Here is an 11,747-nt window from a genome sequence, read left to right as displayed (position 1 = left end):
GGTCAGTGATAGGTCTGGCTGCTGGGTGGGGCGGATTCCACCCAGGCCAGTACGCCGGTGAGGGCTTCTTCGGTCATGGCGAGGTGGACTGTGCGGTCTTGGAGGGCGGCGTCGACTATCACGTGGCCGGCGTACGTGACGAGGGGCTCGTTGCCCATCGGACGGCGGGTGGTGATGCCTTCGAGTTGGTGGCGGTTGACGACGAGCTTCGGCCACCAGACCAGGCTGAAGACCCGGAACCACTGCAGTTCGTCACCGACGTAGCGGGCCAGGCCGAGGGCCCAGCCGCGGCCGTGGTCCTTCTCGGCCAACTGCAGGCTGCAATCGAAAGTGCCGCCGTCCCTGGACAACCAGCGACGGCGGCACGCGAACGCGATGATCAGCAGTACGGCGGCAAGCAGACAGACCCCGACGACATCGAGGACTGTCCTCATACCTTGCCGACCTCATTCCCGGTGCCCGATAGCGTACTGCCCCGGGCACCCCGGAGAACCGTACTGTCAGTGACGATGTTCGATTATGGCAGGTGGGTGGTGGGCCATCGGCGGCCCACCCCACCGCCCCGGTCAGGCCGTCTTCTCGGCGGCCCTCACCCGGGCTTCGGCGAGGCGGACCTCGTCGGAGTCGGCATCGGTCTCGCTGCCGGTCGCCAGCGCTTCCTCGAGTTCGCGCCGGGCTTCCTCGAGGTCGATGTCGTGACCCATCTCGGCGTTCTCGGCCAGGATCGAGACCCGGTCGTTCGCCACCGAGATGAAGCCGTCCGGCGCGGCCGCGACGAAGTACTCGTCGTCGACGGTCCGCACCTGGACGGTGCCACCCTGCAACAGGCCCAGCAGCGGCGCGTGGCCGGGCAGGATCCCGACGTCACCGTCCGTGGTGCGGGCGATGACGATCCTGGCCTGACCCTGCCACACGGTCCGCTCGGCCGCGACCAGCGCGACCTCGAGGTGCTTGGCAGCTTCGTCGGCCATGTCAGTTTTCCTTCTGCAGCTCGGCCCACTTGCGCTCGACGTCCTCGAGCGAACCGACGTTGAAGAACGCCTGCTCGGCGATGTGGTCGCACTCGCCTTCGGTGATCTTCTTGAACGACTCGATGGTGTCCTTCAGCGGCACCGTCGAGCCCGGGATGTTGGTGAACTTCTCCGCCATGTAGGTGTTCTGGGACAGGAACTGCTCGATCCGGCGCGCCCGCGCGACGGTGATCTTGTCCTCTTCGGAGAGCTCGTCGACACCGAGGATGGCGATGATGTCCTGCAGTTCCTTGTTCTTCTGCAGGATCTGCTTCACCCGGACCGCCACGTCGTAGTGGTCCTGGCCGATGTACTGCGGGTCGAGGATCCGCGACGTCGAGGTCAGCGGGTCCACGGCCGGGTACAGACCACGAGCGGCGATGTCACGCGAGAGCTCGGTGGTCGCGTCCAGGTGCGCGAACGTGGTGGCCGGCGCCGGGTCGGTGTAGTCGTCCGCGGGCACGTAGATCGCCTGCATCGAGGTGATCGAGTGACCCCGGGTCGAGGTGATCCGCTCCTGCAGCACGCCCATCTCGTCGGCCAGGTTCGGCTGGTAACCCACCGCGCTCGGCATCCGGCCGAGCAGCGTGGAGACCTCGGAACCGGCCTGGGTGAACCGGAAGATGTTGTCGATGAAGAGCAGCACGTCCTGCTCCTTGACGTCGCGGAAGTACTCCGCCATCGTCAGCGCGGACAGCGCGACCCGCAGCCGGGTGCCCGGCGGCTCGTCCATCTGACCGAAGACCAGCGCGGTGTCCTTGAAGACGCCGGCCTCTTCCATCTCGTTGATGAGGTCGTTGCCCTCGCGGGTCCGCTCGCCCACGCCGGCGAACACCGACGTACCGCCGAAGTTGTGGGCGATCCGGTAGATCATCTCCTGGATCAAGACGGTCTTGCCGACACCCGCACCGCCGAACAGGCCGATCTTGCCGCCCTGCACGTACGGCGTGAGCAGGTCGAGGACCTTGATGCCGGTCTCCAGCATCTCGGTCTTGGACTCGAGCTGGTCGAAGGCCGGCGCCTTGCGGTGGATCGGCCAGCGCTCGGCGATCTCGAACTCGGACTCGTCCTGGTTCAGGCACTTGCCGGTCACGGACCAGACCCGGCCCTTGGTGACGTCGCCGACCGGCACGGAGATCGCGGAGCCGGTGTCGCGCACCTCGACGCCGCGGACCAGGCCGTCGGTGGGCTTCATCGAGATCGCCCGGACGATGTTGTCGCCGACGTGCAGCGCGACCTCGAGGGTGATCGTCTGGGTGGTGTCGCCCAGGGTGATGTCCACCTCGAGCGCGTTGTACATGTCCGGCATCGTGTCCGCTGGGAACTCGACGTCGACGACCGGGCCGATCACCCGGGCGACGCGACCGACGGCAGTCGAGCCGGCCTCGTTGTTCTTCTCGGTAACCGTGGCAGTCATCTCTCTCACTCGCTCCCGGCGTTCGCGTCGGCCAGCGCGCTGGCGCCACCGACGATCTCGCTGATTTCCTGGGTAATTTGGGCCTGGCGGGCCTGGTTGAGGTCCCGCGTGAGCTTCTCGATCAGGTCCTGCGCGTTGTCCGTCGCCGACTTCATCGCCCGCTGCCGGTTGGCCAGCTCGGAAGCGGCCGCCTGCAGCATGCAGTAGTGGATCCGGCTGGCGACGTACTTCGGCAGCAGCCCGTCGAGCACCTCTTCGGCGGACGGCTCGAACTCGTACAGCGGCAGCACGTCGTCCGCCGCCGGCGCCTCCTCGCCCTCGACGACCTCCAGCGGCAGCAGGCGGATCACGTCCGCGCGCTGGGTCAGCATCGACACGAACCGGGTGAAGACGATGTGGATCTCGTCCACGCCGCCGTCCTCGGTCGGGGTCAGGAAGGCCTCGATCAGCGCGTCGGCGATCTCCCGCGCACGGGCGAACGACGGAGCGTCGGAGTCACCGCTCCACGACTGCGCGACGTCGCGCTGCCGGAAGGTGTAGTACGCGATGCCCTTGCGGCCGCTGAGGTACGGGACGACCTCTTTCCCGTCCTCGTGCAGCAGCTGGTTCAGCCGCTCCCCTTCGCGGATCACGTTGGCCGAGTACGCCCCGGCCTGACCGCGGTCGGAGGTGATCAGCAGCACCGCGGCGCGCTTCGGGTCGGGCTTCTCGGTGGTCAGCGGGTGGTCGACGTTCGAGAACGTCGCCACCGCCGACACGGCACGGGTGAGCTCACGCGCGTACGGACCGGCCGCCTGGGCGCGCTGCTGCGCCTTGACGATCCGGGACGCCGCGATGAGCTCCATCGCCCGGGTGAGCTTCTTGATCGTCGAGACCGAGGCCTTGCGATCGCGTAGCTCCCGCAGATTGGCTGGCACGGTCGATCAGCCCCGCTTCTGCCGGACGATCTGCTCCTGCTCGACGTCCGCCTCGTCCATCGCCTCGGCCTCCGCCTCGGTGCCCAGCAGGGTGCCCTCGGAGGTCTGGAAGGTCGGCTTGAACGCGTTCAGCGCCTCGGTCACGGCCTGGGCCGAGTCGTCGTCGAACAGACCGGATTCGCGGATGCTGTCGAGCACCTTGCTCTCCCGGCGCAGGTAGTCCAGGAAGTCCCGCTCGAAGCGCAGTACGTCGTCGACCGGAACCTCGTCGAACTTGCCCGTCGTACCGGACCAGATGGAGACGATCTGCTCCTCCACCGGGTACGGCGAGTACTGCGGCTGACGGAGCAGCTGGACCAGCCGCTGACCCCGGTCGAGCTGCCGGCGGGAGGTGGCGTCGAGGTCGGACGCGAACATCGCGAACGCCTCCATCGCGCGGAACTGGGCCAGGTCGATCTTCAGCGAGCCGGACACGTTCTTCATGCCCTTGACCTGCGCGGCGCCACCGACCCGGGACACCGAGATACCGACGTCGATGGCCGGCCGGATGTTGGCGTTGAACAGGTCCGACTGCAGGAAGATCTGGCCGTCGGTGATCGAGATGACGTTCGTCGGGATGAACGCCGACACGTCGTTGGCCTTGGTCTCGATGATCGGCAGACCGGTCATCGAACCGGCGCCGAGCTCGTCGGACAGCTTCGCGCAGCGCTCCAGCAGACGGCTGTGCAGGTAGAAGACGTCACCCGGGTAGGCCTCACGGCCCGGCGGGCGGCGCAGCAGCAGTGACATCGCGCGGTACGCCTCGGCCTGCTTGGTCAGGTCGTCGAAGACGATCAGCACGTGCTTGCCCTGGTACATCCAGTGCTGGCCGATGGCCGAGCCGGTGTACGGCGCGACGTACTTGAAGCCGGCCGGGTCGGACGCCGGGGAGGCGACGATGGTGGTGTACTCCATCGCGCCGGCCTCTTCGAGCGCACCGCGGACCGCGGCGATCGTGGAGCCCTTCTGGCCGACCGCGACGTAGATGCAGCGGACCTGCTTCTTCGGGTCGCCGGACTCCCAGTTCGCTTTCTGGTTGATGATCGTGTCGACCGCGATCGCCGTCTTGCCTGTCTTGCGGTCGCCGATGATCAGCTCGCGCTGACCGCGGCCGATCGGGATCATCCCGTCGATCGCCTTGATGCCGGTCTGCAGCGGCTCGCGGACCTCCTGGCGGTCCATCACGCCGGCCGCCTGGAGCTCCAGCGCGCGGTCGCCCTCGAGGTCCTTGATCTCGCCCAGGCCGTCGATCGGCTTGCCCAGCGGGTCGACGACGCGGCCGAGGTAGCCCTCGCCGACCGGCACCGACAGCACCGAGCCGGTCCGGCGGACCTGCTGGCCCTCCTCGATCCCGTCGAACTCACCGAGGACGACGACACCGATGTCGCGGACGTCCAGGTTCAGCGCGATGCCCCGGGTGCCGTCCTCGAACTCGAGCAGCTCGTTGGTCATCGCCGAGGGCAGGCCCTCGACGTGCGCGATACCGTCACCCGCGTCGACCACGGTGCCGACCTCTTCGCGGGCCGCCTCCGCCGGTTGGTACTCGGTGACGAACCGATCCAGGGCGTCCCGGATCTCCTCCGGCCTGATCGTGAGCTCAGCCATTGTGTTCCTGCTTCCTTGACCCTGCTGGCCTGTTGTGGCTCTAAAGGCTTTCCCGACCCCTAGCGCCGCTTTATGTCGTTAAGGGGGTTCAGCCCGCGATGCGCCGTTGCGCTTCGTCGAGCCTGGCCGCGATGGTTCCGTCGATCACTTCGTCGCCGATGTCCACCCGTACGCCGCCGACCACGTTGGGGTCGACGATCACGTTCAGCTGGATGTCCCGGCCGTACTGACGGCCGAGTGCCTCGGCCAGCCGGGTGCGCTCGGCCTCGGAGAGGTCGGTCGCGACCCGGACGGTGGCGATGCTGGCGTTGCGCCGGGCCGCCGCGGCGACCTGGTAGGACCGCAGCGACGCCGCGAAGCTCCGGCCGCGTCCGTCCACCGCACGCTCGGCCAGCCGCATCGTGGCGGCGTCGGCCTTGCCCTGCAGCAGTCCGGCGAGCAGCTGCTGCCGGGCGGTGAGCGGGATGTTGTGGTCGCTGAGCTTGTCGCTCAGCCCCCGCTCCACCGCGACGATCCGGTCCAGCCGGAACAGCTCGTCCTCGACGTCGTCCAGCTTGCGCCGGGTGTCGGCGTACGCCACCTCGGCCTCGACACTGAGCTGGTCCAGCGCGTCCGCGAGGTCGCGGCTGCTGACCCAGCGGCCGGCCACGGCGGCGGTCAGGACCTCCTCCGCCGGGGTGGAGATCTTCCCGCCGAGCAACTGCTGGACCAGCGCGACGCGGGCGTCCCGCGGCCGGGCCGGGTCGGTCAGTGCGCGCCGGAGCGCGCCCGTGCCGTCCAGCAGCTTGGCCACCGAGAACAGCTCGGTCCCGAGCTCATCGGTCACCGTGACACTCGCCAGGGCCTCCCGGGCCTTGGCGAGTGACTCGTTCGATGCGCCGCGCATCAGCCGTCCGTTCCGACGGCCTGACGTGCGGACTCGGAGGCCTCGAGGTCGGCCAGGAACCGCTCGACGGTGCGACGCTGACGCGCCTCGTCCTCGAGCGACTCCCCGACGATGCGGCCGGCCAGCGTGGTCGCCATCGTGCCGACCTCGGCCCGCAGCGAGGCCACGGCCTGCGCCCGCTCGGCGTCGATCTGGGTCCGCGCGTGGGTGACGATCCGCTCGGACTCGGCGTTCGCCTGCTCACGCATCTCCGCGATGATCTGCGCACCCTGCTCACGCGCGTCCTCGCGGATCTTCGCCGCTTCCTGCCGGGCCTCGGCCAGCTGCGCGTTGTACTTGTCCAGAGCCGCCTTCGCCTCGGCCTGGGCCTGCTTGGCCGCATCCATCCCGCCTTCGATCGCCTGGGTCCGATCGGCGTACGCCTTCTCGAACTTGGGCACGACGACCTTGGCGAAGGCGATGGCCAGCAGGATCAGGAAGACGAAACCGAAAATGATCTCGGCGGTGTGTGGCACCAGCGGGTTGACTTGCTCACCCTCCGCGGCCAGCGGTAGCACCTTCGTCAACATGTCTGAATCCTGTCAGTCGGAGGAAAGTAGCTCAGGTACGGAAGACGAAGGCGAGCGCGATACCGATGATCGCCAGAACCTCGGTCACGCCGAAGCCGATCCATGCGATCGACTGCAGCTTGCTCTGCGCCTCCGGCTGCCGCGCGGTGCCGTTGATCACGGCGGCGAAGATCAGGCCGACGCCGACGCCCGGGCCGATCGCGGCGAGGCCGTAACCCAGTACTGCGATGTTGCCGGTGATGTCGAGTGCGGTCATTGCAGTGTGTTCCTTTCGGTACGGATAGCGGCTATCCGGATTTCCGTTACTACGGTCTGTGGGGCGGTGCAGGTACTGCGGATCAGTGCTCCTCGGCGATCGCGCTGCCGATGTACTGCGCGGTCAGCACGACGAAGATGTACGCCTGGATGCACTGGACGAACAGCTCCAGACCGGCGATCGCGAGGCCCATCAGCCAGGTCACGACACCGACGCCGGCCAGGGCGATGTTGCTGGTCTCGAAGACCAGGTACTCGCCACCGAGCACGAAGACCAGGAGCAGGATGTGGCCGGCGAACATGTTGGCGAACAACCGCAGGCTCAGGGAGACGGGCCGGACCAGGATGTTCGAGATGAACTCGATCGGGATCATCAGCGGCATCAGCCAGACCGGCACGCCGGCCGGCATGGTCTGGAGCTTGAAGTAGCCCCAGGTGCCGTGCCTCCTGATGCCGACCGCGTTGTAGATCACCCAGGTCATGATCGCCGCCGTGTACGCCCAGCCGATGTGGCTGAACGTGGGGAACTGGACCAGCGGGACGGTCGCGGCGACGTTGTTCAGCAGGATGAAGAAGAACAGGCCGCACAGGTAGGGCACGAAGCGCATGTGCTCCGCGCTGCCGATGGCGTCGCGGGCGATCGAGTTGCGGACGAAGTTGTACCCGAGCTCACCGGCGAACTGCAGCTTGCTCGGCACGATCGCCGCCTTGCGGGACGCACCCCAGAAGAACCAGATGATCACGACGACAGTCAGGGCGGACACCAGCACTGGCTTGGTGAACCAGTCCACGCCGTCGATGATCGGCGGAAGGTCGAAGCTTTCGGGACCGGGCGGGGTGAACTCGGTCGGAACGCCGGCAATCACCGGGTCTCCTCTCGCGTCGTGCTCAAGTCGGACGCCTTGTGGCTAAGGGCAGGGCGGCTCAGGGCATGGCGGTCAACAACGTCAGACCCGGCGTGGGTCAGGACCGCGACCCGTACCGGAAGTGCAGCAACAAAACGGTGAGCCCGGCACCGAGGACGATGCCCACCGGGAGTAAGAACTGGGTGCCTAGCAGGCGATCCAACCCGAACCCGATGGCGCCGTACACGACGACACCGCCGATCAAGTAGGACAGGACCCGCCAGCCGTCGCCCGCATTGCCGGGTGATGGCTTCGGATCCTCGTGCTCGCTCATTGGCACCCGAAAGGTACCAGTCCGCGACACGACCGGTCACATCGGCTCCCGTAACCCTCACCACAGCAGGGAGGCGCTTGATGATGAACTCGCTCCGCTCGTTCAAGCCGTTACCCAAGGTGGTCATGCGGTCACCTCGCCGTCGAGGTCGTAGATCGGGATGCGCAGCCGCGACCAGGCCCAGATCTCGCCGGCCATCCAGCCCATCACGACCACCAGCGCTGAGATGCCGAGCACGGTCAGATTCACGTGCCTGGCCAGGCCGTCCGAGCTCAGCGCGACCGCGAGCAGGCCGCCGAAGATCGCGATCCGGCCGGTGTACGACGCCATCGCGACGGCGAGTTGCATCGTCGGGGAGGTACGGCGGGACAGGTGCAGCGCGAGCAGGCCCGCGCCGGAGAAGATGACGACCATCAAGAACCCCAGCAACGCGCCCCACAGGCCGGGCAGACCGGCCGCGACGGTGGACACCGCGGCCGCGTTGACGCCGACGACGAGCGCGGCGACCAGAGCGCCACGCAGCATTGCCAGCGCCGGGTGCCGAGTGGCCTGGCCGGCGACTTTCGGGCTGTGAGCCGAGGGAGCCATCTGCTGGTTCCGTCCTGCTGGCGACCGGGTCTCGCGGCTCGGTCGTCGGGTGGGCGGGGTCAGGGGTGTCGCTGTTCTTTGCTGGTGCTTGTGAAAACTAGCACAAAGTCTGCACGGTCAGCAAAACGAGCGGTCCTGCCGCTGTACACGAACACCCTATCGGTAGGCCACACCGACCAGTGGTCTGGTCCCTGGTCGTTCTGGATCAGATCTTGGCGAGCGGTTTCCGGGACCGCCCCGGCAGACCGGTGGTGAGCAGGACCGCGGTGACCGCGACGGCCAGCACGATCAGAGCGGTCCACCAGAACAGGACGAGCCCGAGGACCACCACGCCGTAGGCGATCAGGGCGGTCCACAGGTACATCAGCAGGACCGCGCGGCGGTGCGAGTGGCCGCGTTGCATCAGCCGGTGGTGCAGATGGAGTTTGTCCGCCGCGAACGGCGACCGGCCGGCCTTGGTACGGCGTACGTAGGCCATCGTCAGGTCCAGCGCGGGGATCGCGAGCACGGCGATCGGCAGGACCAGCGGGAGCAGCGCCGGCAGCAGGCTGGAGCCGCCGACCTCGTACGGCACCGCGTTCGGGTCCATCTGGCCGGTGAGGCTGATCGTCGACGCGGCCAGCATCAGGCCGATCAGCAGGGCACCGGAATCGCCCATGAAGACCCTGGCGGGGAAGAAGTTGTGCGGCAGGAAGCCGAGGCAGGCACCGGCCAGCGCGACCGTGATCAGGGTCGAGGTCGTGGCCCGGTCGAGGTTCTGCTCGAAGTTCAGCAGGTAGGAGTAGATGAAGAACGCGGTCGCCCCGATCGCGGTGACGCCGGCGGCCAGGCCGTCCAGGCCATCGACGAAGTTCACCGCGTTGCAGGACACCAGCAGGATGCCGGCGGTCAGTACGGCGAGCTGCGCGGCCGATGGCGACACCACACCGCCGGGCAACGGGAGCCAGTACAACTGGATGCCCTGGACAACCATCACGCCGACCGCGAGCACCTCGCCGGCCAGCTTGGTGATCGCGTCCAGCTCGTACAGGTCGTCGACTACGCCGACGGCGCAGATCACCACGCCGCCGATCAGGATCGCCCGGGCGTCGTGCGCGACCTGCAGGCTGTTGCCGAGGAACGGCAGGCTGGACGCGACCGCGAACGCGGCGATCAGGCCGCCGAGGATCGAGATGCCGCCGAAGTACGGGATCGGAACCTTGTGCACGTCCCGGGCCCGTACCTTCGCGACAGCGCCGTACCGCAGCGCGATCTGCCGGGCCACGCCGGTCAGCAGGAAGGTCGTGGCCATCGCCACGAACAGGACCAGCAGATACTCGCGCACTAGTCCGCAGGCCTCACATCATCCGGTTTCGTCGGCTTCGGGTCGTCCTCTTGCTTGGACGCCCCGACCGGACGTTCGGTTGGCTCGTCTTCCGGTTCGTCCTTCGCTTCCGGCTCTACGTCCGGCTTTTCGTCCGGCTCTTCGTCCTTCTTCTCTTCCGGCTCGTCGTCCGGCTTCTCGTCGTCCAGGTAGCTGGTGACGCCCGGGACGACGGCCCGGAGCTGCTCCAGCGACAGCGCGCCGAGCCGTACGACGTGAGGCGTGTCGCCGGTGATGTCGACGATCGTGGACGGCTGCCCACCGGTCGCCGTACCGCCGTCCAGATAGACCGCGACCGTGTCCTCCAACTGCTCCTCGGCGTCGTACACGTCAAGCGCCGCGGGCCGGCCGCTCTTGTTCGCCGAGCTGACCGCGAGCGGACCGGTCCGGGAGAGCAGTTCGCGGGTGTTCTCGTGGTCGGGCACGCGCAGCGCGACCGTGCCCTTGGTCTCGCCCAAGTCCCACATCAGCGAGGTCTGCGCGTGGCAGATCACCGTCAGCGGGCCGGGCCAGAACTCCTGGCACAGCGTGCGGCCGTCGTCGGGGACGTCGGTGGCGAGCGCGTCCAGCGACTCCACCACCGAGATCAGCACCGGCGGCGGCATGTCCCGGCCACGGCCCTTGGCATCCAGCAGCCGCTGGACGGCGTCCGCCTTGAAGGCGTCCGCGGCGATCCCGTAGACGGTGTCGGTCGGAAGGACGACCAGGTCGCCGGCCTCGATGGCATCCACGGCCGCTCGATAGGCCGGTGCCAGCTCGTCGCCGGTGAAGTCGAAGCGCTCACTCACGCACGCATCGTGCCACTCGCGACCCCCGCGACTCCAGCCGGGCCACGGCCCGGCGGATCCTGACAAGTGATTGTGAGCTTTCCAGCGGATCGGGCCGGGGGTCCCTAGGATCCCGGCATGACTGTGTCGCGTGAGTTCCTTGCCGGGTTGCCGAAGGCCGAACTGCATGTCCACCACGTCGGGTCCGCGTCGCCGCGGATCGTCGCCGAGCTCGCCGCCCGGCACCCCGGGTCGCCGGTGCCGGCCGATCCGGCCGCGCTGGCCGAGTACTTCCAGTTCACCGACTTCGCCAAGTTCATCGAGGTCTACCTGAGCGTCGTCGAGCTGATCAGGACGCCCGAGGACGTCCGGCTGCTGACCTTCGAGGTCGCCCGCGAGATGGCCGCGCAGAACCTGCGGTACGCCGAGCTGACCTGCACGCCGTACACGTCGGTGGTCCGTGGGATCGCGCCCGAGGCGTACTGCGAGGCGATCGAGGACGCGCGGGTCGCGGCCGAGAAGGAACTCGGGATCACGCTGCGGTGGATCTTCGACATCTCCGGTGAGGACGGGGTGCCGGGCGCCGACGAGACGCTACGGATCGCGACCAGGATCCGGCCGGAGGGCCTGGTCGGGTTCGGCCTCGGCGGACCGGAGATCGGCGTACCGCGGCCGCAGTTCCAGCCGCACTTCGAGGCCGCGCTCGCCGCCGGGCTGCACAGCGTGCCGCACGCGGGTGAGACGACCGGTCCGGAGACGATCTGGGACGCGGTCCGGGTGCTGAAGGCCGAGCGGATCGGCCACGGTACGTCGGCGATGCAGGACCCGGCGCTGGTCGACTACCTGGGTGAGCACCGGATCCCGCTCGAGGTGAGCCCGACGTCGAACATCGCCACCCGCGCGGTCGCGTCGTACGACGAGCACCCGCTGCGCGCGATGGTCGACGCCGGCCTGGTCGTCACCATCAACTCCGACGACCCGCCGATGTTCGGCACCAACCTCACGAACGAGTACGCCGTCGCCGCCCGTCTGCTCGAGCTCGACGAGGCCGGTGTCGCCGAGCTCGCCAAGACCGCCGTCCGGGTGTCGTTCGCCGAGGACTCCGTGAAGCACGCCCTGCTGCAGGAGATCGACTCCTACGTAGCCGGTTGA

At 68.1% G+C, this 11,747-nt stretch carries 14 protein-coding genes; 1 reads left to right on the top strand and 13 read right to left on the bottom strand.

Features of this window, described 5'->3' with window-relative positions:
• Positions 1 to 2: 2 nt before the first annotated feature.
• The 13 genes from ACGFH6_RS40215 to ACGFH6_RS40155 form a co-directional block, all read right to left on the bottom strand.
• Positions 3 to 434 (bottom strand): DUF2550 domain-containing protein, encoded by a 432-nt coding sequence (locus tag ACGFH6_RS40215; RefSeq protein ID WP_393395567.1) that lies wholly within the window; start codon positions 432 to 434, stop codon positions 3 to 5.
• Positions 435 to 566: 132 nt separating this feature from the next.
• Positions 567 to 971, bottom strand: coding sequence for a F0F1 ATP synthase subunit epsilon (locus tag ACGFH6_RS40210; RefSeq protein ID WP_393395564.1), 405 nt, complete (start codon positions 969 to 971; stop codon positions 567 to 569).
• A 1-nt stretch (position 972) separates the two neighbouring features.
• On the bottom strand, positions 973 to 2,427 hold the full coding sequence (atpD, locus tag ACGFH6_RS40205) for a F0F1 ATP synthase subunit beta (protein ID WP_393395561.1): 1,455 nt from the start codon (positions 2,425 to 2,427) through the stop codon (positions 973 to 975).
• A gap of 5 nt (positions 2,428 to 2,432) precedes the next feature.
• A complete protein-coding gene (locus ACGFH6_RS40200) occupies positions 2,433 to 3,344 on the bottom strand; it encodes a F0F1 ATP synthase subunit gamma (protein ID WP_393395558.1) in 912 nt (303 codons plus the stop codon).
• Positions 3,345 to 3,350: 6 nt separating this feature from the next.
• On the bottom strand, positions 3,351 to 4,988 hold the full coding sequence (gene atpA, locus ACGFH6_RS40195) for a F0F1 ATP synthase subunit alpha (protein WP_393395555.1): 1,638 nt from the start codon (positions 4,986 to 4,988) through the stop codon (positions 3,351 to 3,353).
• An 88-nt stretch (positions 4,989 to 5,076) separates the two neighbouring features.
• On the bottom strand, positions 5,077 to 5,874 hold the full coding sequence (locus tag ACGFH6_RS40190; RefSeq protein ID WP_393395552.1) for a F0F1 ATP synthase subunit delta: 798 nt from the start codon (positions 5,872 to 5,874) through the stop codon (positions 5,077 to 5,079).
• Positions 5,874 to 6,443 (bottom strand): F0F1 ATP synthase subunit B, encoded by a 570-nt coding sequence (locus tag ACGFH6_RS40185; RefSeq protein ID WP_360446560.1) that lies wholly within the window; start codon positions 6,441 to 6,443, stop codon positions 5,874 to 5,876. The genes ACGFH6_RS40190 and ACGFH6_RS40185 overlap by 1 nt, the downstream gene beginning before the upstream one ends.
• 31 nt (positions 6,444 to 6,474) lie before the next feature.
• Positions 6,475 to 6,699: an ATP synthase F0 subunit C gene (atpE, locus tag ACGFH6_RS40180; RefSeq protein WP_131356058.1), complete on the bottom strand. Its 225-nt coding sequence runs from the start codon at positions 6,697 to 6,699 to the stop codon at positions 6,475 to 6,477.
• Positions 6,700 to 6,781: 82 nt separating this feature from the next.
• A complete protein-coding gene (gene atpB / locus ACGFH6_RS40175) occupies positions 6,782 to 7,564 on the bottom strand; it encodes a F0F1 ATP synthase subunit A (protein WP_393395548.1) in 783 nt (260 codons plus the stop codon).
• Positions 7,565 to 7,661: 97 nt separating this feature from the next.
• Positions 7,662 to 7,877 carry a hypothetical protein gene (locus ACGFH6_RS40170; RefSeq protein ID WP_393395545.1) on the bottom strand — a complete coding sequence of 72 codons (216 nt, stop codon included), beginning with the start codon at positions 7,875 to 7,877 and terminating at the stop codon, positions 7,662 to 7,664.
• Between the two features lie 123 nt (positions 7,878 to 8,000).
• Positions 8,001 to 8,465: a hypothetical protein gene (locus ACGFH6_RS40165; protein ID WP_393395542.1), complete on the bottom strand. Its 465-nt coding sequence runs from the start codon at positions 8,463 to 8,465 to the stop codon at positions 8,001 to 8,003.
• A gap of 205 nt (positions 8,466 to 8,670) precedes the next feature.
• Positions 8,671 to 9,789: a glycosyltransferase family 4 protein gene (locus tag ACGFH6_RS40160; RefSeq protein WP_393395539.1), complete on the bottom strand. Its 1,119-nt coding sequence runs from the start codon at positions 9,787 to 9,789 to the stop codon at positions 8,671 to 8,673.
• Positions 9,789 to 10,616, bottom strand: coding sequence for an L-threonylcarbamoyladenylate synthase (locus ACGFH6_RS40155; protein ID WP_393395536.1), 828 nt, complete (start codon positions 10,614 to 10,616; stop codon positions 9,789 to 9,791). The genes ACGFH6_RS40160 and ACGFH6_RS40155 overlap by 1 nt, the downstream gene beginning before the upstream one ends.
• A 117-nt stretch (positions 10,617 to 10,733) precedes the next feature.
• Between ACGFH6_RS40155 and ACGFH6_RS40150 the strand changes: the two genes are divergently transcribed.
• Complete coding sequence (locus ACGFH6_RS40150; RefSeq protein WP_393395533.1) at positions 10,734 to 11,747, top strand: adenosine deaminase; 1,014 nt, start codon at positions 10,734 to 10,736, stop codon at positions 11,745 to 11,747.

Origin of the sequence: Kribbella sp. NPDC049227, from assembly GCF_043197265.1 — a bacterium.
Taxonomy (GTDB): domain Bacteria; phylum Actinomycetota; class Actinomycetes; order Propionibacteriales; family Kribbellaceae; genus Kribbella.
Note: the sequence above shows the minus strand (reverse complement) of the source record. Positions and strands in the feature narration are given on the sequence as shown.